Origin of the sequence: Fibrobacter sp., from assembly GCF_017545445.1 — a bacterium.
Taxonomy (GTDB): domain Bacteria; phylum Fibrobacterota; class Fibrobacteria; order Fibrobacterales; family Fibrobacteraceae; genus Fibrobacter.
Genome location: NZ_JAFWOM010000135.1, coordinates 1 through 22,348, shown reverse-complemented (window position 1 = coordinate 22,348; position 22,348 = coordinate 1). Strand labels below are relative to the sequence as shown.

Genomic DNA, 22,348 nt, shown 5'->3' with positions numbered 1-22,348 from the left:
TTCCCAACACGAATAACGAAATGGAATCGCTGTTTTCATGGCTGAAGCGTAAGCTGAACATTCATAACGGAATGTCGTTGGAAAGGCGAAAAATGCTAATTGAGAGACTTTTTTATGCGCGCAAGCCAAGCAGATAAAGGCATACGGACGATTTCAGGTACCCAAATGTCATATAATCAAAAAGTACCTGTTTTCAGGTACCTTTTTGTCATATAGACCAAAAAATATGCTACCAAATAGGCCGAAACAGACTTTTTGGTAGCATAAAATCGCAAAAATTCGTTGTACGGATGCTCGAAAATTACTTCTTGAGCTTCTTGATGAGTGCGGTAGCCTTCGTGAACTGCTGCTTCACGGACTTCGGACCCGTACCGCCTTCGATATTGCGCTTGCTTATGCTGTATTCAAACGTAAGCGTCTTCTTCATCTTGGCGATGTCCGGGACGCCTGCGGCGGCCCAAGCCTCGTCCGAAAGTTCCGTGAACTGTTTGCCTGCACGTGCGGCATCGCCGACGAGGCTTCCCACGATGTGGTGGGCGTCGCGGAACGGAACACCAGCTTCAACGAGCAAGTCTGCAAGGTCTGTAGCGAGGAGTGCCGGGAGCATCTTCGAGTGCATCGTTTCGAAGTTGAAACGTGCGGTTTCCAAAGCTTCCTTCATCACGCGGAGAATCACCTTCACGTTGTGGACGCTGTCAAAGACCGGTTCCTTGTCTTCTTGCAAGTCGCGGCTGTAGCTGAGAGGAGCGCCCTTCACAAGCGTATAAAGCGAAGTGAAGTTGCCGAGCATGCGGCCAGACTTTCCGCGAATGAATTCCATGGAGTCCGGATTCTTCTTCTACGGCATCATTGAAGAACCGCTGGAGAATGCATCGTGCAATGTGAGGAATCCAAATTCGCAAGAACTCCAGTTCACAAAGTCTTCTGCATATCGGCTCATCGTGTTTGCGATAATCGCAAGGTCTGCTTCGAATTCAAGCATCATGTCGCGATGGCTCACGGCGTCAATGCTGTTCGGGCTCACGTCCTTAAAGCCTAGAGCTTCTGCCACGAGTGCGCGGTGGTACGGGAATGCGGAACCTGCCATAGCGCCACTGCCAAGCGGGAGCTGGCTGTGCAATTCGAGGAAGTTGTCGAGACGCTTCACGTCACGGCTCACAGCAAAGAACATGCTCATGAGGTAATGGCTAAAGTAAATCGGCTGTGCCTGCTGCAAGTGCGTATAGCCCGGCATCATCTTGCCAAAGTACTTCTTGGCAAGGTCCAAGACCGTTTCCATAAGTTCAATTTCGAGCTGGCGGATTTCAGCGGCGCGGTGACGCATATAAAGCTTGAAGTCCGTGCAGACTTGGTCATTGCGGCTACGGCCCGTGTGGATCTTCTTGCCGAGTGCGCCGATGCGTTCCGTGAGCACGCGTTCTACGGCCATGTGGATGTCTTCGTCGCTATCGCACCAAAGATTCTTGCCAGCGTGGTAGTCGTCGAGGATGCTCTTGAGACCGTCGCAAATCTTCTTGTAGTCGGCCTTCGAAAGAACTCCAGATTCAACAAGACCCTTGCCATGTCCGATGCTCCCTTCGATATCTTCTTCGATGAGTTCTGCATCAAACTGCAAACTGAAACTTAAATCGACCATGCTCTGAGCCATGCCGCTAGCAAAGCGGCCCGTCCACATGTTTGTCTGGGTATCTTTCTTCTTAGCCATTGTTAACCTCAAATAAAAAAGCCGTGAAATCGGCTGGATTTTCACGGCAAAAGATAAAAAAATTATTGATTCTCTAGCTAGTCCCACACACTCTTTTTGACGGGTTCCATCATCATGACAGGGGCGTTGTTATTTGTATTAGTTCCATTATTTACATTCATGTTGTTTATATTACTTGCACTAGCTCTCATGCATGTTTGCAAATCTATCGTCTGCAATCCTTTTACAAAACAGCTTGTATATACTTCTGCGTCTCTTTCGTATTTTGTTGTAGCGACTTTGATTCCATTGACGAAAAAGTCAAAATTCCCATGTTTCATGCCTTTGTAGCAACGGCCTCTAGTATCTACAACTTGTCCAAAACTGTCAACATAATGCCATTCGGCTTGCTTGATGTGCAAACCGTCGCAATTGTAGGGACGATTCTTAGAGCCTTCATCTTGTGACCTCTCGTAGTACGAACCACCACATGAGCATAATAAAGCCATTGCAAAGCACAAAAAAGATAAAACCTGCAATTTTTTTAAAGAGATATTCATTCTTTTCATGATTAAACCTCGATTAAAAGTCTAAATGAATTTAAACCGTTCAAAAAAGCATCCGGTCATGGTAGATGACGCAGATGCCAGGAGCAAATTATTCATTGATTATAGCATTTTTAAACACCGAATGCGAGACCCAGACTGAATTTGAAGCCTGTTAAGTAGTTGTTTTTGGTCTTGACATCATATTCTATTCTTGATCTGTAATAACTATCGTTTGAATTAGTCTTTATCTCATTGATAGACTTTAAGAATGGGCTTTTGAAGCAGTCTATAAAGTACTTGGCATCTGCAATGAACATGACGCGACTTGCACGATTGAAGATGACACCGCCGCCAACTTCAAAAGAAACACCGCTTGAGGTCAAATCGTATTCATCGCTGTCAATTCCATCTGCATCAACATCCAGGGTTCTTCTGCTATAAGCAAGACCTGCTCCAAGGAACGGAGTAATGTTCTTGGTGCCAAACGGATAGTAACCCGAGAGAGAGAGTCCCGAAAGTCTCGGTCTAGATGTTCCCTTAGCATCGATGTTGTTCATTGTCCAATCGAGGCTGAACAAGAAGTTCCTTGCATCGTAGAACAAGAAAAGTCCAAAGCCACCGTCGAATTGTACATCAGGATTAAGGGATGCGACTCCAGTAATCTGGGCACCGAGATAAGAGGAAATACTTTTCTTTCTGAGTTTTTTTGTTTCTTGCGCGGTGACGCTGAGAATGTCGTCATCATCAACAGCTTTGTTCTTCGTGCCGATGTTGCGGGCTACGCGCTGGATAATCGGGTCGAAATCATCAGGATTCTTGGCTTTGAGACGATCGTTCCAGATGGGGGATTCGTTATTGACATCGTAAAGCTTAAATGATGTAATGACATTTTCGCCAAGACGAGTGAATTCAGCCATAATGAACTTGGAACAGTTCTTTTCAAGCGCTTTTTTGTTTGCCGCATCGCGGTCGCCAGCTTTGATCGAATCTTCCTCGGTATAGTTGACTATAACAAAACGACTGTCATCTTCTATATAGGCGTTCATGAGCTTTTCTGCCGGAAGCGCGAAGCTTTCGTTTAAGCCGACCATGTTGAACGGAGCCAAGTAAACTCGTTCAGTCGCATAAATAGATGCTGCAAGAGCGAGGGACGCCGCTAACATTTTCTTAATACTGCTCATCATAATAAAAGTCCTCCTTTTATGCTCGACTGGAGCATTATGCTTTTTTAAATTTACAAAATAATAAATTAAAAAACCAATTTTTTTATATAAAAAAAGAATAAAATTCTCAAATTGAAGGACATATTGGATAAAATTCTTATGGAGCTTTTAACCCCGAGCTTCCAATTCTAAAATTTCCTTCATTTTCTGAGTGAGCATAGTCGCGCTCTTAGTCATGGGAATGTTTTCGTATGGCTTCACAGAAATCGTGGGAAGAACTTTCAAGTCGTAGCGATAACGTTCTGTCGGATGGTACTGTAGCATTTTGTCATGCTTGCGGATACCAATCTTCTCGTTGCCTCCAAAATATACTGGGATAACATCGTTTTTGGAATAAAGGGCAAACCTTGCGGCCCCTTTCTTGAATTCCCAAGGTTCACCTGGCTTAGATCGAGTTCCTTCTGGGAAAATGATGAGGTTGTTCCCTTCTTCCATCGATTGCTTTGCTTGTTCCATCTGGCTGTCGAATGGAATGTTGTTTGGAATATAGAGGTTCCTTACGATAAGCGAAATAAACTTGTTTTTGATAAGGTCGCCTTTGACGATGCAATCCGCATGGGGAACTAGCGAAAATAAAATAACGACATCCAGAATGGATGGGTGGTTTGCGATGACAACTTTGGAACGTGCGTTTGCAAGAGCTTCCTTGTTTTCGACATTTACATGAATGCAGTGGATAAAGGTCATGACTCTGACGAAAAGCTTGAAATAGAAATGGTTAAACTTTCGTGCGAGAACCTTGAATTTTTTTTCAGAAAAACCTGCCATGACATGCATAATGGGGAAGAGCAACAGTGCAAGCAGAAGGCTGCAAATGCCAAAAAACGCAAAGCTGAAAAGCTTTACGATGATATGCCATACGTAACGGATTTTTCGAGACATAAGGTTTAGCCCTTTTGCATGTTTACAGCACAGAGAAAAGCTAATGCTTGTTCAGCTGCCGTGTCGAAGTTTTTTTGCAACGTTTTGAGATTATCCAGCAATTTCACAATGTCGATATTTTTCAAGGCTGGATCTGCTTTAGAATCGTCTGTCGTGAGTCTCAGCGCAAGAGCGCATACCGCGTTGGGGTAGGGGACTCCTGCTACCGGTGCGTATGTTTCGGGAATGAGTTCGTCTGCAAAAATGAACGAGCGCGAATCGCCGGTTTCGTTTTCGAGAGCAGCAATGCAATCCGCAAGTCCGGTCGTAAAAGCGTCTTTTCCTGAGAATACGGCGGAGTAGCCGGCGGTATTCGTTTCGAGAATTGAAGCGTTTGCGATGGCGGCGTTAAATACAGAAAGGCTGAAATGCGCTGGCGAGACTGTTCCCGTATCGATCAGCGTCTGCGAAATTTTCAACTGCTGGCTGATTTCGCCGAACTGCGAAGCAAATGTAACTTTGCAAGAAGCAAGCCTGTTGCCGTTGGAATCACGGGAAATCCTATCGCTTACGAGTACGACCATGCGCGATACGTAACTCAGACGGCGACGCGTTAGCATGGGAACGAACGAGACATCTGGTTTCGTTTGTGTTTCCGTGGGCACGAAGCTTGCGAATTTTTCAATGTAAATCCGCTTTTTCGAATTATTTTCTTGCATGATTATTTTATGCGAAAACGGAGGAGGGAGTAAGCGTTCGGCCCAACATTGTGGTGTGCTTCTTTCAGTTCGAATCCCGCATCTTCGATAGCATGCTTGAGTTCTGCGAAGCGGTACATCTTGCTGTTGCCATTCGCGATGCAGGTGAAATAGAGCGATGTCGCCTGTAATGAATATGCGGCGGCCTCAAAACGCTGCTTGTCCCAAAGCGGTTCTAGAACATACACGTCCGTTTCCGGCGTTGCTGCGTTATGGATTTTCGAGAGAATCTTCGTAACTTGTTTTAGCGAGAAACAGTCCAGGAACTGGCTCATCCAGACGGCATCTGCACCCTTGGGGAATTCAGTCGTTTCATCGAGGACGTTACAAGGGATGGTGTTAATGCGTCCGTCGAATCCGGCGTCTTTCGCGTTCTTTTCGGCGACAGCGGTTTGCCCCGGCAAGTCGATGATGGAGACTTTTACATCGCTGTTGTACTTGCAGCAGGCAATTGCCCATTTAGCCGTGTTTCCACCGATGTCAAAAAGACGAGATACCTTTTTTTCGAAAACAATGGGGAGTGCTTCGGGGAATGCCAAGTCGGAGTAAAAATGGTCAAATCCAAACCAGCTCTTCTTTTGTTGTTCCGTAAGCTGGGACAGTCCTTCATAGACAGTCTTCCACGACCCGAGGTACGGGAGACCCGCAGGCTTATCTTCACGGATTGATTCTTCAAGGTTTTCGGCTCCGCGGTAGCAGATGTCTTGCGAAAAGTCCATGTTGACTTGAGTCATTTCGTCTGCGAGGAGGAAAAAACCAATTTTACCGAGCTTGAGACGCAGGTCGTCTTCATCGGAACTTTCGTGAAGTTTAATGGCACCCATGCCAAGGCCCATTTCCACAAGAACTTTGACACCGTAAAGGGATATGCCCAGTTTTTGTGAAAGTTCCGAAATCGTAATTCCTTTTTTGCGGGCGTTGCTGATGGCGTTCAGTATGCCCATATTCCGAAGCGCACGTGCAGCTTGGAAACTAAGTGGAGCAAACGCGATTTTTTGAGCTTCGAATTTTGCATTCACGGCATCGATAGAATCATCTTTATAAAAATCGAACATGGTAACTCAATTTTTGAAAAAAATTTGTTTTTTGTACTAAAAGTAATATACTTTTATTTTTCTATATTATAATATTAGTAAATTAGAAAAAGAATTTATTATAGAGGTCTTTAAAAATATGTCAGATTTAAATTCTCGTATAAAAGAAGTGATTATAGAGTCTCTGGAACTGGAAGATATCACGCCCGCCGATATTGTGGATTCCGCTCCGATTTTCGGCAAAAACGAAAAAGGCGAAGGGCTTGGTCTGGATTCCATTGATGCGCTTGAACTTGGTATTGCTATCAAGGACAAGTTCGGTGTCACATTTTCAACGGTCAAAGAAGAAACAAAGAAGCATTTTGCGTCTGTCGATGCACTTGCCGCTTACATTGCAGAAAATACGAAGGGTTAATTTATGGAAAAACAAGAAATTTACGACAAAATAAAGGCCGCTCTTATTGATGATTTTGATATCAAAGCAGAAAAGCTTGTTCCAGAAGCTAGGTTGTATGAAGATCTAGAGCTGGATAGCATCGATGCGGTCGATTTGATTGTTAAATTAAAATCCTTCTTGCCAAGAAACATAGACCCGGAAGTGTTCAAGGCTGTCCGTACTTTGCAAGATGTGGTCGATGCCATTTATAACTTGATTCACAATCCGGAAAGCAAATAATGAAATCTGTAGCGGGGAAGGTTTTCTTTACCGCGATTTCTGTATTGTACCCGCTTATAATTTATTGCGGAATGCAATTTGGGAGGCTCTCGCCAAGGCGATTGAGCCTCTTGCTTTTGGCGATAGCTTTTTTTCAGTTTCTAAATTTTACACACAGCAAGTCAAGCGTGGATCGAGGACGGACGGTAATTCTCGTCGTTCTGATTCTATTATGCGCATTTGTAGCATTTTTTTTAGACAACATTATTTTTATTAAGTTCTATCCAGTGCTTGTAAACTTGAGTTTGCTTGCATTTTTTGGGTTTACGATTTTACGACCACCGAGTTTTGTCTTCCGTATGGCAAATCTTTGGGACAAGTCGTTGAACAATTCTCCTTCGCGGAATGCCGTGGAACGCTATTGTCGAAATGTAACCCTTGTCTGGTGTATTTTCTTTATCTTTAACGCCAGCGTTGCAACATTCACTGTTTTTAAAGCATCTGATAGAATTTGGTCGCTTTACAATGGATTAATTTCCTACATTTTAATGGGTATAATATTTATTGTTGAATTTTGGATTCGAAAAATGGTGCAGAATAAATTGCAATCTTATGTTCCCGTGTGCGATCTCGTTGCAGATTCACGCCCAGACGGTGCTCTTGTGAGCTTTGGCTCCTGTTTGGATGATTGTGTAAAAACCTGGGCAGATTTTGTGCACGATGTATCCAAGGTACGTTATTTTTTGGAATCTACTGATAATCAGTCTTGGATTTTGCATTGCGAAGATTCGTATTATTTTACAGTTGCGCTTTTGGCTATGCTCCAAAGCGGACGTAAGGCGTTGGTGACCGCGAACCGGCAAGAAGCCTTTATTAAGGAAATCATGAAGCCTGAATATGGTTTTTTGACGGATATGCCTTTTTCCGACGACTCGGCAATGATGATTCAGAAGGTCCTTGCTAGTGACAAATACAGTGGCGAAATCAAGTTCAGCAAGTTCGACAAGTCCAAAGCCGAAATGGTGATGTTTACCTCGGGAACGACTGGCGAACCGAAAGCGGTTTATAAACGATTCCTACAATTTGAAAACGAACTTTTCGAATTGGTGAAGGTTTTCGGAAACGATTGGATAAACCGCAAAGTTTATAGCACGGTGAACCATCATCATATTTACGGTCTTTTATTTACGGCACTTCTCCCAATTGCAACAGGACTACCGTTCCGCAGACATCGTATTGATTTTCCGACAGAATTGAATAGTTTGACGGACGAGTCTATCGTGATGGCTTCCAGTCCGGCTTTCTTGAAGCGCTTGTCTGCCGAAACCGACAAGCCGATTGGCTTTAAATGCCCGCCGATTATTTATTCGTCCGGCGGTCCGCTTCCTGTAGATGTGGCTCGTAGCTCAAGCGTGCTTACGGATTTTTGGCCTATGGAAATTTACGGCAGCACCGAAACGGGCGGCATTGCTTATAGGCAATCCAAGAATGGTCCTGTGTGGACTCCGTTTGAAGTTTGCAAAATGAGTGTTGCAGAAAACGGCTGCCTGAACATCAAGTCCAGTTACATTCTCGAATCAGAAGGCTTTACGACGGGCGACTTGGTGGAACTTTATGATGATGGCCGATTCTTGTTGCAGGGACGTGCTGACTCTATCGTGAAGATTGAAGAAAAGCGAATTTCGCTCCCCGAAGTAGAAAACCGCCTCAAGCAGACGGGTTTGGTGCAAGATGTTCGCGTCGTTCCGATGGACGGGAAACGCCAATATTTAGCAGCAGCAATTGTATTGAACGAAGCCGGTCGAGAAAAGTTTGCGAGTGCGGCAAAGCTTGCCATCAACAATTATTTCCACGATTTTTTATTGCAGTTTATCGAAAATACGGTCTCGCCAAAGAAATGGCGTTATCTCGAAGAACTTCCGCAGAATACGGAAGGCAAGATTCGCGTGCGCGATATACAGGCTCTATTTAACTTGCCTGAAAATCCTAACTTCAAAATTCTCAAGTTCCGCAGAGAACCGGGTGTTTTGACAGCAAAGCTTTTATTTCCGACGACAAGCGGTTATTACGACGGCCATTTCCCAGAGTTCAAACTACTGCCCGCCGTAGCTCAGGTCGATATGGTGCTCCGCCTTGCTCGGAATTTCTTGGATGTGCCGAAAGCTCTTTCGAAAATTCACCGGACAAAGTTTGCAGGACCGATTCTGCCGGACGTTCCTGTGATATTGAATGTGAAGTATGACGCAGATGCAGCAAAGGTTTCGTTCAATTATACTCTTGTTCCTACAGCCGAAGACGAAACACCAAAGGTTCTTTCTAATGGCTCGTTTACCATGAATCCGGAGGAATCTCTTGGCTAGGGCAGAGAACGTAAACATCAATCTTTGTGCGATTGTTCCGGTTTATAGACATGAAAGTGCATCGCGGGCTGTAGTCGAAAAGCTTGCTTCTTATGAGCTTCCCGTTATTCTTGTCGATGATGGAAACGCGCCCGAAGGTCACGAAATTCTTGTGCAGATTGCAAATGAATTTCCTAAAGTTCAGCTGGTAACGAACAAAGTCAATCTCGGAAAGGGCGGAGCTGTTCGTTCTGGAATGGTTGCCGCGGTTGCTGCGGGCTATACGCATGCACTTCAAGTAGATGCCGATGGGCAGCATGACATGGACATGATTCCGTTCTTTGTAAAGGCCGCCAAAAAACATTCCGATGATTTGATTGGCGGATTCCCGCAGTACGACGATTCTGTCCCTAAGTCCCGAGAAAGCGGGCGTAAGATAACGAATTTCTGGGTGGCGATAGAAACGCTTTCACGTGAAATTCCCGACGCCATGTGCGGTTTTCGCGTCTATCCGCTGGCGACATCCTTGCCTGCCGCAAAGAAGTTCCGCAATAACCGCATGGGCTTTGATATTGAAATTCTTGTAAGGCTATCCTGGGCGGGCGTAAAATTGCGTTTTTACCCGATCAAGGTTTCTTATCCTAAAGATGGCGTGTCCAATTTTAGGCTTTTCCATGACAACGTAGCGATATCATTGACGCATACGAAGCTTTGTTTGGGAATGCTTGTTCGTAGTCCTTTGATTCTTGCACGACGGATTTTTAAAAAGTGATGCCGGACCCGCATAAAGATACATCGATTTCAACGACTGATCACGAACATTGGGCCGATATCAAAGAAGTGGGCGGCAGTCTTTGGCATTTTCGTTTTATGCTTTGGGTTGCATGTCACCTTCCTTTGTTCTTGGTAGAACTTATTACAGCTTTTATCTGTTTCTTTTTTTGGCTAGGGGCGTTCCCAGTTCGTAAGCGTTCGAAAATTTATTTAAATCATTTGAGTGTGGTAAGCGGAAAACGTCCCGATTTTTTAGGAACGTACAAGCACGTGTATTCATTTGCTTTGTCGATGATGGAAAAGTTGCTCGGTTGGAAAGGGGCTATCGACAAGAATCATTTTGAATCGCAAGACGATGATTTAGAGATGTTAGTCAACCAGCTGAATTGCGGAAAAGGAGCATTCGTACTTTGTTCGCATTTAGGCAATATAGAAATGCTTCGATCGCTTACGGAATACAATGAATACATTACTCAAAAAAAATTTGAAGTGTATCCTATTGTTGATTTTTCGGGTACGACGAAGTTTAACGATCTTCTTCGCGAACTGAATCCGGAACTTATGGATAAAGTTGTTGACGCAAACAGCATTGGTGTAGATTGTGCGGTATGGATGAAAGAGCAAATAGAAGCCGGGAATCTTGTGGTGATTGCTGGCGATCGTACATCTGCAAATTCTAGGAACCGCACCCTTGTGACGGACTTTTTAGGGGAATCTGCAAATTTTCCAGAAGGCGCTTTTTCGTTGGCTGGTATTTTAAATGCTCCTGTTTACTTTATTTTTGCAGTCCGTAAAAAAGATTTTAATATCCGTTCGACTTATGAATTTCATGTCGTGCGGGCAAAGACTTCGTTGGATTGCCCTCGCAAGGAGCGTCCGGCTCGTTTGAATATGCTACTACGCGAATACGCTCAGATTTTAGAGAAGTTGTGTGTAAAGCATCCGTACCAGTGGTACAATTTTTACAATTTTTGGAAAGGTTGAAATAATTGGAGAACATTCTTATGAAAACTATTGTGATTGGAAACAGAAAACTCACCATCGAAGATGTTGTGGCAATAGCCAAGAAACAGGTTCGCGTCGAGTTGGACAACTCTGAAGAATTTCAAAGGAAAATTGATTCCGGTGCAGAATTTTTAGACGAAGCGCTTGCTGAACATGGCGGAATTTACGGCGTGACGACAGGCTATGGTGATTCTTGTACGCAAGTGTTGCCGCCGGAACATTATTACCAGTTGCCGATTAACTTGACGCGTTTTCATGGCTGCGGCCTTGGCAATTACTTTGACGCAGAGACGACTCGTGCGATTATGGCAGTTCGCTTGAACACGCTTGCACAAGGTTTTTCGGGCGTAAGCTACGCATTGCTGAAAATTATTACGCTGTTCTTGCAGAACGATATCTTGCCGCTGATTCCGCAAGAAGGGTCGGTTGGTGCAAGCGGCGACTTGACTCCGCTTTCGTATTTGGCGGGTGCCGTGATTGGCGAACGCGACGTGATGTACAAGGGCGAACGTAGGTCTTCTTTGGATGTGATGAAGGAACTGGGAATTACACCGCACAAGTTCCGCCCGAAAGAAGCGATTGCGATTATGAACGGTACGGCGGCGATGAATGCGGTTGCATGCATGGCTTATTCCCGTGCAGAATATCTCTCGGATTTGGCTTGCCGCATTACCGCGATGATTACAGTTGCGATGAAGGGTAACGCTTACCATTATTACGAACGTTTGTTCGAAGCAAAACCGCATCCGGGGCTTGGTGTTGCCGCAAAGAAAATGCGTGACGCGTTAAATCTCGAAGTGGTGAAGAACGTTGTTCCTGAAAAAATCCAGGACCCGTATTCTTTGCGTTGCGCTCCGCATATCATTGGACTTTTCTATGATTCCAGTGCATTTTTGCGTCAGCTGATTGAAATTGAACTCAACAGCGCGAATGACAACCCGATTGTCGATCCATTTACAAAGAATATTTTCCACGGCGGACATTTCTACGGTGGACACATCTGCCTTGCGATGGATACGCTCAAGAACATGGTCGCAAACATTGCGGACCTTCTGGACCGTCAGCTGGCAATGATTGTCGATATCAAGTTCAACCGCAATTTGCCGCCCAACCTTGCAGGGAGCAAGGGCGATTACGATATTAATCACGGTTTCAAGGCCGTGCAGATTGGCGTGTCGGCTTGGACCGCCGAAGCGCTCCACCTCACGATGCCGATGAGCGTATTCAGCCGTTCTACGGAATGCCACAATCAGGACAAGGTCAGCATGGGCACAATTGCATCCCGCGATTGCATCCGCATCTTGGAACTTTCGGAACAGGTGGCCGCGGCTGTACTTTTGGCGTCGGCTCAGGCTCTCCGCATCCGCTTGGAACGCAAGGAAATTTCAGAAGACCGCATTAAGAATTTAAAGGATACGTACGATCAAGTGTTCTCTAAGTTCGAACCGCTGGAATGCGATCGTCAGCTTGAAAAAGACTTGCGGAACACGCTAGAACTTATCCGCAATAAATTTTACACCGTTTAATGGAGTTAATCGATTATGGCTGTAAAGAAACTCAAAGCATCTGTAGAATTCCGCATTGAATTTTACGATATTGATTCTATGCAAGTTGCATATCACGGCAATTACGTGAAGTTCATGGAAGTTGCCCGTTGTGCCTTGCTTCAAAAAATCGGTTACGGCTATAACGAAATGACAAAGAGCGGTTACGTCTGGCCGGTTGTCGATTTGCATATCAAGTACATCCGTCCGATGATTTTCATGCAGAAGGTTCGTGCCGAGGTAACGCTTGAAGAATACGAAGTCTGCATGAAACTCTCGTATAAGTTCAAGGATGCGGATACGGGAGTGCTACTGACAAAAGCAGAAAGCACGCAAATGGCTGTCGACTTGAATACGAAAGAATCGCTGTGGGCGTGCCCTTCTTGCTTTACGGATTTGGTGAGGGAGCTTCTTGCAAAGGAGTCTTGATGCTTTCTGGCAGACATTTTTTTTGTAGATTAAATTGCATGAAGCTCTTTCTTTTCCTTGTTTTATTCATGTCTATGGCATCTGTTGCTATGGCATCTGTTTTTGATCATCCGATGGATGCAACGTCAAAACAGGTCTTGACGCACGTCTTGACACAAATGAATCGTTATGGTTCGGTGACAGGCGATTTTAAGCAGACTAAGTCTATAAAGAAATTGAACCGTGATTTTGTTTCGACGGGTACGTTCCGCATATCGAAAACATCGGGAATTGTCTGGAAAACGCAAAAACCGTTCCCTTCAGAAATGACCGTTTCAGATGCTGGAATTACTGAACGCAATGCTAGCGGCCAAGTACGAACGATTTCCACAAAGGATAATCCTGTTTTTGTTCAAATTTCGACAACGATTCAGGCATTATTTTCGGGAAATATCACCGAGTTGGAAAATCGTTTTGACATTTATTATGAAAAAATAGTATATGGCGGTGTTATATCTTATCTTAAAATCAGACTTGTGCCTCGCGAAGCTTCCGTTCGCAAAGTGATTGCAAATATCGTGATGGAACTATCTGAAAATCTTGATAAGGTCGTTATTACCGATGGGGAAGGTTCCCCTGTGGTTTATGAATTTACAAACCATCAATCTTTGATCGAATCGGATTCTTTAAAAGCTCCTTAGAAATAATAGCAAATGATGAAACGCACGAAAAAAAATGAGTTGAATGCAAAAATCGGAGTTTTACTCTGGTTCATTATTCATGCGACTTTAATTGTGCTCGGCGTTTCTGTTCCGTGGAAATTGGATTCGGACTTGTATTCCATTTTACCGGATTCCAGTGAAATTCAAAATGTAAGTGAAGCAGAGAAAGCACTCAGTTCACGTTCGATGCGTAATATTACGGTTCTCGTGGGGCATGCAAATTTTGATGTGGCTCGCGGTGCGGCAGTTTCGCTCGATAGCATTTTTAAGGGCGATACATCGTTTGTTGAAACGAGGCTTTTGGTTGACGAAAATACGCTAGACGAAACGAAGAATTTCCTTTTTGATCATCGCTATACGATTCAGGGCGAAGCGGTTCGTGAAGCTCTTAATTCTAAAAATCTTGAAGCGTTGAAAATGGGTGCGTTGCAAAAAATTTATGGCTCGTTTTCTTTGGCGAATTTGAACCGTCTCGATGAAGATCCTTTTTTGCTTGGCGAATCGTCCTTTGATAATTACATGCAAAAATCGCCCATGGCATCCACTCATTTTAGTTTGCGCAATGGTGTGCTCGCGGCTCAAGATTCTGGTGTGACGTATGTGATGTGGAATGCGGTTCTTTCTGATAAGGTGTCGTCTATGGCGACTGACGGTCATGTTATCGGTCGTTTGAACGAAAAGCTGGATTCCTTGGAATCAGCAATTGCAGGACTCCGAGTAGCCGCTTCGGGCGTGCCGTTCCATAGTTATGAAAGTTCCAAAGAGGCCAAATCCGAAATTGCTTTGATTTCGGGCGTGTCCATTTTCTTGATTTTGTTGTTGCTGCTTTACGTTTACAGGTCAACGCTTCCCATTGTGGCGACGATTACGACGATAGCTCTTGCTATTTTCACATCGCTTGCGTTTACGTGGTTCATCTTTGGAAATGTCCATGTCTTTACGTTTGTATTTGGCACGAGCGTCATTGGCGTGAGCATCGACTATGCGGTGCATTTTTTCACAAGCTTGAAGTCCGGCTATCGCAATGTCCGCTCAAAAATTTTTAAGGGTCTCGTGCTTGGATTCATGACGACGGAATTCAGCTACATTGCACTTACTTTCGCTGATTTTTCTCTATTGCGTCAAATGGCCGTTTTCTCGATGGTGGGGCTTTTGAGTTCGTTCTTGACGATAACGCTTTTGTTCCATGCCCTCATTGAAAATAGACAAAACGCAGGGAAAAGCTCCGAGAAAAAAGGGGAAAAGAATACAATTGCTTTGCCCTCGCGGAAACTTCCGATGGCATTTCCCAAAAAGTTCATAAAGTTTTATGCAGGGCTTCCTGTATGGTTTGTCCGTGTGCTTTTGGTCATATTCGTAATCGCTTTGTTGCCGGGACTTCGTTCGCTTTACGTGCATACGGATTTAGGTAGCCTTTATTCGATGAGCGATAAGCTTAAAGCCGGTGAAGCCTTGAATCGAAAACTGAACAATATTGGTATATCTTCAAATTATTTTATTGTAGAAGGTAATAGCGAAGAAGATGTCTTGGAGCGAGAAGAAGAACTCACGTCCCGTCTTTTGCAAGCCGAAAAAAATAATTTATTGAAATCGCACTTGGCGGCATCGAGTTTTGTTCCTTCGTTAAAAACGCAGCAACAGACGTTTGAAGATGCTTGTAAATTGCTTTTGACGCAAGATTCGATAGTTGATTCGTCAAGCGTCTTGAAATCCTCAGTCCGTGATTATCTGGCTGAAATTAGCATACAGAACGATTCTCTGCTTGTGGCTAGTTTGAAAGAAAAACCGAATTATGTTGGATTCGAAACTTTGTTTTCTGGTAGCGAACAAAAGCTGAAACTTCCACAGTCCTTCCGTTCATTGCTTGAAATGCTTTGGATTGGTGCCGTAGGGGATTCGCTTGGCAAAAAGTTTTACAGTGCTGTATTCCCGCTCCATGTAACGGAATCGTTTGACGCTCAAAAAATAGCGAAGAATTTGCCGCAAGTTTATGCTGTGAATAAAATAGAAAATATAAATAGTTCGTTGACAAAAATTTCGCGGGTTTCGCTAGTCCTTGTTGGAATTGCATACGTTGCAGTGTTCTTAGTTCTAATTGTTGTATATAAATTTAAAGTTGCTTTGAAGATTGTCCGAGCTCCAGTCTTGGCCGGGTTCTTTGTGGCTTCGGTTTTTGGTTATCTTGGTATTAATTTCAATTTCTTTGCCATTGTCGGTGTGATTCTTACGTTGGGTATAGGCATTGACTATGCTTTGTTCTTTAGGGAAGGCGGTCGCAAAAATCAAACGACGGCTCTTGCGGTAATACTTTCGACTGCAACTACGCTTATTTCTTTCGGAAGCCTCGTGTATAGCGTTTTTATTCCTGTTTCGACTTTTGGACTAGCCGTGCTGCTAGGCATTTCGTGTTGTTTTTTGCTGTCTCCGTTAAGTGCGGAACGCTGAAATTTTCTAATTTTGTCTCCGATTATGAAATTGGGCTTCAAAATTTTTGCACTTGCTTGCTGGATTGTGTGCGCGGCTGTTTTTGTTTCTTGCCACCATACGCTAGTCAAACCCAATTCCGTAGCTATTTACTACTCCGATTCTAAATCTGTTAGCTTGCTTTCGACTTCTGCAATGGTGGGTTCAATCGATGAGGCTCAGCATTTGATAGGTTTTTTTGGACAATCGCTAGCTTCAGGCGCGTCCTCTGCGGATTCTGCTAAGGAGTTTAGTGGCGATGTTTGGGTGCGTGCGAACGATTCAATTCTTTCTATCACGCTTTTTGGCGGTTTTGGAATGACAATCGCCGAACTGACATACGCGAACGATTCCGTTTCTTTTGCAAGCTCTGTGATTGATGTCGAGAAAATGAAACCGGAATATGTGCTGGCTGATTTCCAGGCTTGTTTTTATCCGTTCGAAGCCTTGCGTGAAAATTTTGAAAAATCTGGTTTTGTGTTTAGTGAAAAACATACTGAACCCACAGCAACGGAGGGACTTGCGTCAGCTAAGCCTTCGTCGGATTTTGAACGTGTTTTAACGGATGATGGTAAAGTGATTCTTCGCATAGTTCGCAAGGCAAACGAAATTGATTTGGTCAATGAATTGCGCCATTACAAGTATCACATAACGCTCGGTAGTGACGGATGAAAAGACCCTTATACATAAATGATTTCGGTTTTCGCTGCATTTTAGGTGGTGACAAGAATTCTGTTTTTGAAAAGATTGCTAATGGTGCTCGTGGTGATTTTACCATGTACGATGTCGCTGGTGTTATGCGGCCTGCTGCGACGATCGACCCTAACACGCTTGAACCTGTCATTGAAAAAAAATTTGATAATCGCGTGAATCGCCTGTCCCAAGCCGCATTGTCGAGCGTTGATAATACCATTCGCAAAGCCGTTGAAAAGTTTGGTCCTGCTCGCGTCGGTATTTTTATCGGCTCGTGCGACAACGGTTCTGAAGCTTCGGTGGCTGCACTCCGCGCATTCAAGGAGACAGGGGCGTTCCCCGAAGGTTATGTGCTTGATTATCAGCTTGCCGATTATCCGGCAAAGTTTATCGCAGAGCGTTTCGGAATCACGGGAATGACCTCCGTGCATTCTACAGCCTGCGCCTCCAGTGCGAGTGCTTTTGTTTCGGCACGCAATAACCTTTACGCAGGGAATTGCGATGTCGCCATTGTGGGCGGAGTTGATATTGCATCACGTTCGGTGATTCTTGGTTTTGCGTCCTTGGAAGCGATGAGTGATAAACCGACGAATCCGTTCAGTGCGAATCGTTCGGGACTCACGCTTGGCGATGCCTCGGTATTTTTCGTGGTGACACGCGAACCCTGTGCCGAACTTTGCACGCCGGAATGCAAAGGCTTGAAGGTCATCGGCTTTGGAGAAAGCGCCGATGCGGACCATATTACGGCACCGCGTGCCGATGGGGAAGGTGCTTATCAAGCAATGAAGGCCGCTCTTGATAACGCGGGCCTCGATGCATCACAAATCGGTTATGTGAACTTACACGGAACGGGAACTGAACTGAATGATGCCATGGAATCGCGTGCCGTGAATCGACTTTTTGGAGAATCGAATCGCGCCGATGTTCCCGCAAGTTCGACTAAAGCGCTAACGGGGCATACGCTCGGTGCCGCAGGAGCTTTGGAACTTGCATTTTGTTGTTTGTCCTTGCAAAACCGCGATAGCGATAATAATTGTACGCTCCCGTCGCATCTGTTTGATGGAGTCGTGGATCCGAATCTTCCACCGGTTCATTTGGTAAAGCCGGGTGAAAAAGCTAAAAATCTCAAATACTGCATGAGCAATTCGTTTGCGTTTGGCGGCTGCAATGTGTCTTTGATTGTTGAAAATGGTTTAGTATGAACGAAGAATTTAAAACAAAAGAAATTGTAAGTGAGCTTGTACCGCATAAGGGCAAGATGTTTTTGCTCAATCGTGTGCAAAGCTACAGTCTTGAAACGATTAGCATCACGACCGAAATCGATATTACTCGAGAAGACCTTTTTTACGAAGAAGATCTCGGTGGAGTCCCTGCATGGGTCGCTTTTGAATACATGGCACAAAGTATTTCTGCTTTGTCTGGAATTTATGGCCGTTCCAGAGGCGAAAAACCTAAGGTGGGCTTTATCATGAGCGTCAATAGCTTCAAGGCGAATGTACCTGTTTTTAAAGTAGGCGAAACTGTAGTCGTGACAGTGCGTCAGACAATTCGAATGGACATGGCGGTTACTTTTGACGGTACTGCGAAAGTGGGCGAAACTCTTGCAGTGTCGGCAACTCTTAATACTGTTGAAGTTGAAGATCCCAAGATGGCATTGGGCTTGAATTAAAATACGAGGAATGGAATGATGGATAATTCAAAGTCAGTTTTGATTACTGGAGCGAGTGGCGGAATCGGTCTTGCAATTGCCGAAGCTGTTGCAAAAGAAGGCTACACAGTTGTCGCTCATTACAATAGAAATTCTGCTCCGATAGATGCTCTTGCCGAGCGAATTCGTGCCAATGGAGGCAATATCCGCACGTTACAATTCAATATTTGCGACCGTGAACAATGCCGCGAAGTTCTTGAAAAGGATATCGCTGAAAATGGCATTTATTATGGCATTGTCACGAATGCGGGTGTCTGTGCTGACATGGCGTTCCCCGCAATGACCGATGAGTATTGGGATAAAGTGTTAAATACAAATTTGAACGGTTTTTACAATGTCGTTCATCCACTAGTGATGCCCATGTGCCGTAAACGTAGAGGCCGTATCATCACAATTTCTTCGGTGTCCGGCATTATCGGAAATCGTGGACAAGTGAATTACAGTGCATCAAAGGCAGGCCTCATCGGCGCAACCAAGGCTTTGGCAACGGAACTTGCGAGCCGCAACATCACGGTGAACAGCGTTGCTCCAGGCGTCATCGAAACAGAAATGATCAAGGACGCTCCCTTGGATATGATTTTGCCCGCAATTCCAATGAAACGTGTTGGAAAACCCGAAGAAGTCGCGGCAACGGTTGTATTCCTGCTTTCTGAAGGGGCTGCTTACATTACACGCCAGGTGATTTCTGTTAATGGAGGACTCGCATGACCCGTCGTGTCGTTGTAACAGGTGGTAGCTGTGTTTCTTCGCTAGGCGTTGAAATTGATGATATTTTTTCATCGCTGAAAACTTTGAAAAACAAAATCGTACGGATGAAAGACTGGGACAAGTACTCACAAATGAATACTCGTCTTGCAGGACCGATTCTTTATGATTTGCCCGAATATCCTCGAAAGAAAATCCGTGGCGCAGGTCGAGTGGGCTTACTTGCAATTACGTCAGCCGATAAAGCGATTCAGTTGGCAGGGCTTACTGAAAATCCAGATCTTTTGAAGTCTGGTCGCGTTGGAGTCGCCTATGGATCTTCGATGGGTAGCGTCAACCCGTTGCTTGATTTCTTTGCAATGTTGAATCCGCCCCATGACGGTTCAAAAATTTCTGCAACGACTTACATTCGTTCGATGCCGCAGACTTGCGCCGTAAACATCAGCATTTATTTTGGCACGACTGGCCGCTTGATTACGACAAATACCGCATGTACAAGCGGTAGCCTTTCAATCGGTTACGCATACGAAGCCATCAAGTACGGAATGCAAGATGTGATGATTGCAGGTGGTGCCGACGAACTCGACCCGACGGAATCCGCTGTATTTGATACGTTGTTTGCTACAAGCGTCAAAAACGATTCCCCAGAATTAACTCCTGTTCCTTTTGACCGCGACCGCGATGGACTTGTCATTGGCGAAGGCTCCGGGACGCTAGTTCTTGAAGAATATGAACACGCAAAAGCACGTGGAGCCCACATTTATGCGGAACTGGTCGGTTTTGGACACAACACCGATGGCGACCATATTACGCAGCCCAAAAAAGAGACCATGCAGCATGCTCTTGAGCTTGCAATTAAGGATGCGGGAATCTCGCCGGATGCTATCGGTTACGTGAGCGCTCATGGAACGGCAACGCGTCATGGCGATACTGCTGAAAGCTGGGCTACTTACGAAGCTTTGAAAAAACGTGCTGTCGCGATTTCTAGCCTCAAGAGCTATATCGGGCACACGCTGGGGGCATGCGGCGGTATCGAAGCGTGGCTTGGCATCAACATGATGAAACGTAAATGGTTCAACCCCAACTTGAATCTAAAAAACGTCGATCCTGAATGCGCTCCGCTGGATTACATTACAGGAGCTGGCCGCGAACTGGATACGGAGTATTTCATGTCGAACAACTTTGCGTTTGGCGGCATCAATACTTCGCTTATCCTCAAACGCATTTAATTAACATCTTGGTATTAGCTTAAGCCATGATGTCATGCCGGATTTATTCCGGCATCAATAGTTTATATATAACTTCTAAAATTTTGTCAGTGATTCCACGCGGTAGCCTTTGAGTGCTTCTCGACCTTTGAGGTCAGTAAGCTCGATGATGAACACGCAACATTCGACAGTTCCACCCACCTTTTCGATAAGGTGGGTGGCGGCTTTTGCGGTACCTCCGGTGGCGAGCAAATCATCGACAATGATGACTTTCTGTCCAGGTTTTATCGCGTCCTTGTGAATTTCCATATATGCTTGTCCGTATTCCAGGCTGTACGAAACCCCGACCGTTTCGCGGGGGAGTTTGCCTTTTTTGCGCTCCGGAACGAACGGCTTGTGGAAATGTTCTGCAATCGGGACACCAAAGAGAAAACCGCGTGCTTCAAGGCCCACAACCACATCAAATTCGATATTTTCCAGCAATTTGTAAAGTGCGTCAAGTGTAAGCTTTAGTCCTTCAGCGTCACCCAAAATTCCTGTGACATCACGGAATAGAATCCCCGGCTTTGGAAAGTCAGGAACAGAGATAATATAATCTTCGATACGTTTCATTTTTCCCCTCTTTTTTAGACGAAAGAACGCTCGCAAGCTCGCTGTAGAGTATAGACGAAAGAAAAATGAACCATCTCGTTCTTGATATTCTTCTTTCGTCTATCGTCTTTCGCCTATCGTCTATAGTCTATCGTCTAATTTTTTCTCTACTGTCGCAATAATTTTGTCGCGTTCGCCGCACCAATCGGGCGCGATAAGCATTTCGCTCGGACTTTCGCCGCTAAACCGTTCGATCGCGATATCCATGCCGATAATTTTAATCATCTCGGCAACCGCTTCGCAGTATTCTTCAAACGAAAGCAGTTTGAACTCTTTGTTGATGTAATCTTGCGCCATTGCAGTGCCCACTACGATATGTAACGGATGGATTTTGACGGCGGCAAGATTCAAGTCGCGTACGACTTGTGCAGTGCGTTTAAAGTCATCCATCTTTTCGCCGGGCAACCCGACTATCACATGCGTTGTAACGGTGAGGCCTGCAGTTTGGCAGCGCTTCACTGCATCTTCAAATTCCGCAAGTGTATGCCTGCGGTTGATTCCTGCAAGCGTCAAGTCATTTGCAGTCTGGAGTCCAATTTCTACGATAATTGGCTTTTTGCGGTTAAGTTCTGCGAGGTATTCCACCTTTTCCTGCTCCAAGCAGTCCGGACGGGTTCCAATCGCAAGTCCTGCAATTTCCTTGTGCTTGATAATCGGATCGATGATTTCGCGCAAATGCGTAAGCGGTGCATGCGTGTTCGTGTAAGGCTGCAAATAGGCGAGGATGCCCGCATTCGGATACTTGTCGCGGAGCTTCGGAACGAAATTTTCAAGCTGTTCTTCGATGGAAACTTTCGCCTGGTCAAAGACGGGACTAAAGCTACGATTGTTGCAATAGCTGCAACCAGAAAATCCCTTGGTACCGTCGAGGTTCGGGCAACTCATGCCGCCGTTGAGCGGGAGCTTTCTCACCTTGAGGTAATTCGGGAACAGTTCCAAGAGTAAATCGCGATAAGGTTTGTAATGCATATTTTTAATATAGTATTATAGAGATGGCAGATATAAAATTTACAAGTTTTTTTAACGCCATTTGTGCCTTTGCATCAATCAAGAAGGCGATGTCATGGCGGACCTGATCCGTCATCTGTCCGTTATGATGGTAATTTATATATTCACCGAGGCAATAAAAAAGCGGTAAACCGAATAATTTATTATCTTGACAAAATAAGCATTAGGATGGATAAATGAAAAAAATAAGACTGGCTTTTATTTCTTTTTGTTTTATGATGACTGGGTGCGATTATGGTTATCCCAAAATTAGAGTTTACAATGATGCGTTATCACCTATTGATGTTTGTGGTGATTATTATGAACGTCGCTTAATAGGTGATAATCCACAGGATTCCGCATGGAGTGAAAAAGTGA

The 22,348-nt window shown here is 44.7% G+C and carries 24 protein-coding genes; 15 read left to right on the top strand and 9 right to left on the bottom strand.

Features of this window, described 5'->3' with window-relative positions; genetic code table 11:
• Positions 1–301: 301 nt before the first annotated feature.
• From IKG78_RS15085 to IKG78_RS15055, 7 genes are all read right to left on the bottom strand, one after another.
• Complete coding sequence (locus IKG78_RS15085) at positions 302–820, bottom strand: hypothetical protein (RefSeq protein WP_290944955.1); 519 nt, start codon at positions 818–820, stop codon at positions 302–304.
• A gap of 18 nt (positions 821–838) precedes the next feature.
• The gene (gene argH, locus IKG78_RS15080; protein ID WP_290944952.1) at positions 839–1,705 is read right to left on the bottom strand and encodes an argininosuccinate lyase; all 867 of its coding nucleotides are present in this window, start codon (positions 1,703–1,705) and stop codon (positions 839–841) included.
• 77 nt (positions 1,706–1,782) lie between these two features.
• Positions 1,783–2,253: a hypothetical protein gene (locus tag IKG78_RS15075; RefSeq protein WP_290944950.1), complete on the bottom strand. Its 471-nt coding sequence runs from the start codon at positions 2,251–2,253 to the stop codon at positions 1,783–1,785.
• Between the two features lie 110 nt (positions 2,254–2,363).
• The gene (locus tag IKG78_RS15070; protein WP_290944948.1) at positions 2,364–3,416 is read right to left on the bottom strand and encodes a hypothetical protein; all 1,053 of its coding nucleotides are present in this window, start codon (positions 3,414–3,416) and stop codon (positions 2,364–2,366) included.
• 147 nt (positions 3,417–3,563) lie between these two features.
• On the bottom strand, positions 3,564–4,337 hold the full coding sequence (locus tag IKG78_RS15065) for a lysophospholipid acyltransferase family protein (RefSeq protein WP_290944946.1): 774 nt from the start codon (positions 4,335–4,337) through the stop codon (positions 3,564–3,566).
• Between the two features lie 5 nt (positions 4,338–4,342).
• Positions 4,343–5,035 carry a beta-ketoacyl synthase chain length factor gene (locus IKG78_RS15060; RefSeq protein ID WP_290944943.1) on the bottom strand — a complete coding sequence of 231 codons (693 nt, stop codon included), beginning with the start codon at positions 5,033–5,035 and terminating at the stop codon, positions 4,343–4,345.
• Positions 5,036–5,037: 2 nt separating this feature from the next.
• On the bottom strand, positions 5,038–6,129 hold the full coding sequence (locus IKG78_RS15055) for a methyltransferase (protein ID WP_290944941.1): 1,092 nt from the start codon (positions 6,127–6,129) through the stop codon (positions 5,038–5,040).
• Between the two features lie 118 nt (positions 6,130–6,247).
• On the opposite strand from IKG78_RS15055, the gene IKG78_RS15050 reads away from it, so the two are divergent.
• The 14 genes from IKG78_RS15050 to IKG78_RS14985 all read left to right on the top strand — a co-directional run bounded on the left by IKG78_RS15050 (position 6,248) and on the right by IKG78_RS14985 (position 20,353).
• Positions 6,248–6,523 carry a phosphopantetheine-binding protein gene (locus IKG78_RS15050; protein WP_290944938.1) on the top strand — a complete coding sequence of 92 codons (276 nt, stop codon included), beginning with the start codon at positions 6,248–6,250 and terminating at the stop codon, positions 6,521–6,523.
• 3 nt (positions 6,524–6,526) lie between these two features.
• Complete coding sequence (locus IKG78_RS15045) at positions 6,527–6,784, top strand: acyl carrier protein (protein WP_290944935.1); 258 nt, start codon at positions 6,527–6,529, stop codon at positions 6,782–6,784.
• Between the two features lie 566 nt (positions 6,785–7,350).
• On the top strand, positions 7,351–9,123 hold the full coding sequence (locus IKG78_RS15040; protein WP_290944932.1) for an AMP-binding protein: 1,773 nt from the start codon (positions 7,351–7,353) through the stop codon (positions 9,121–9,123).
• Positions 9,116–9,874, top strand: coding sequence for a glycosyltransferase family 2 protein (locus tag IKG78_RS15035; RefSeq protein WP_290944929.1), 759 nt, complete (start codon positions 9,116–9,118; stop codon positions 9,872–9,874). The genes IKG78_RS15040 and IKG78_RS15035 overlap by 8 nt, the downstream gene beginning before the upstream one ends.
• Positions 9,874–10,860 carry a lipid A biosynthesis acyltransferase gene (locus tag IKG78_RS15030; protein WP_290944926.1) on the top strand — a complete coding sequence of 329 codons (987 nt, stop codon included), beginning with the start codon at positions 9,874–9,876 and terminating at the stop codon, positions 10,858–10,860. The genes IKG78_RS15035 and IKG78_RS15030 overlap by 1 nt, the downstream gene beginning before the upstream one ends.
• A 20-nt stretch (positions 10,861–10,880) precedes the next feature.
• The gene (locus IKG78_RS15025) at positions 10,881–12,407 is read left to right on the top strand and encodes an aromatic amino acid ammonia-lyase (RefSeq protein WP_290944924.1); all 1,527 of its coding nucleotides are present in this window, start codon (positions 10,881–10,883) and stop codon (positions 12,405–12,407) included.
• Positions 12,408–12,422: 15 nt separating this feature from the next.
• A complete protein-coding gene (locus IKG78_RS15020; protein WP_290944921.1) occupies positions 12,423–12,854 on the top strand; it encodes an acyl-CoA thioesterase in 432 nt (143 codons plus the stop codon).
• Between the two features lie 38 nt (positions 12,855–12,892).
• Positions 12,893–13,534 carry an outer membrane lipoprotein carrier protein LolA gene (locus tag IKG78_RS15015; protein ID WP_290944919.1) on the top strand — a complete coding sequence of 214 codons (642 nt, stop codon included), beginning with the start codon at positions 12,893–12,895 and terminating at the stop codon, positions 13,532–13,534.
• A gap of 12 nt (positions 13,535–13,546) precedes the next feature.
• The gene (locus tag IKG78_RS15010) at positions 13,547–16,000 is read left to right on the top strand and encodes an MMPL family transporter (RefSeq protein ID WP_290944917.1); all 2,454 of its coding nucleotides are present in this window, start codon (positions 13,547–13,549) and stop codon (positions 15,998–16,000) included.
• 24 nt (positions 16,001–16,024) lie between these two features.
• A complete protein-coding gene (locus IKG78_RS15005; RefSeq protein WP_290944915.1) occupies positions 16,025–16,690 on the top strand; it encodes a DUF3261 domain-containing protein in 666 nt (221 codons plus the stop codon).
• Positions 16,687–17,913, top strand: coding sequence for a beta-ketoacyl synthase N-terminal-like domain-containing protein (locus tag IKG78_RS15000; RefSeq protein WP_290944913.1), 1,227 nt, complete (start codon positions 16,687–16,689; stop codon positions 17,911–17,913). Before IKG78_RS15005 ends, IKG78_RS15000 begins: the two co-directional genes overlap by 4 nt.
• The gene (locus tag IKG78_RS14995) at positions 17,910–18,380 is read left to right on the top strand and encodes a thioester dehydrase (protein ID WP_290944911.1); all 471 of its coding nucleotides are present in this window, start codon (positions 17,910–17,912) and stop codon (positions 18,378–18,380) included. The genes IKG78_RS15000 and IKG78_RS14995 overlap by 4 nt, the downstream gene beginning before the upstream one ends.
• A gap of 18 nt (positions 18,381–18,398) precedes the next feature.
• Positions 18,399–19,127 carry a 3-oxoacyl-ACP reductase FabG gene (gene fabG / locus IKG78_RS14990; RefSeq protein WP_290944957.1) on the top strand — a complete coding sequence of 243 codons (729 nt, stop codon included), beginning with the start codon at positions 18,399–18,401 and terminating at the stop codon, positions 19,125–19,127.
• Positions 19,124–20,353, top strand: a complete 1,230-nt coding sequence (locus IKG78_RS14985; protein ID WP_290944909.1) for a beta-ketoacyl-ACP synthase — start codon at positions 19,124–19,126, stop codon at positions 20,351–20,353. The genes fabG and IKG78_RS14985 overlap by 4 nt, the downstream gene beginning before the upstream one ends.
• Positions 20,354–20,428: 75 nt before the next feature.
• On the opposite strand, the gene IKG78_RS14980 is transcribed toward IKG78_RS14985, so the two are convergent.
• Both IKG78_RS14980 and IKG78_RS14975 read right to left on the bottom strand, forming a co-directional pair.
• Positions 20,429–20,944 carry an adenine phosphoribosyltransferase gene (locus tag IKG78_RS14980; protein WP_290944907.1) on the bottom strand — a complete coding sequence of 172 codons (516 nt, stop codon included), beginning with the start codon at positions 20,942–20,944 and terminating at the stop codon, positions 20,429–20,431.
• Positions 20,945–21,064: 120 nt separating this feature from the next.
• Positions 21,065–21,952, bottom strand: a complete 888-nt coding sequence (locus IKG78_RS14975) for a TIGR01212 family radical SAM protein (RefSeq protein WP_290944904.1) — start codon at positions 21,950–21,952, stop codon at positions 21,065–21,067.
• 215 nt (positions 21,953–22,167) lie between these two features.
• Between IKG78_RS14975 and IKG78_RS14970 the strand changes: the two genes are divergently transcribed.
• Positions 22,168–22,348, top strand: a 181-nt coding sequence (locus IKG78_RS14970) for a hypothetical protein (protein ID WP_290944902.1), incomplete at its 3' end; no start/stop codon positions are given.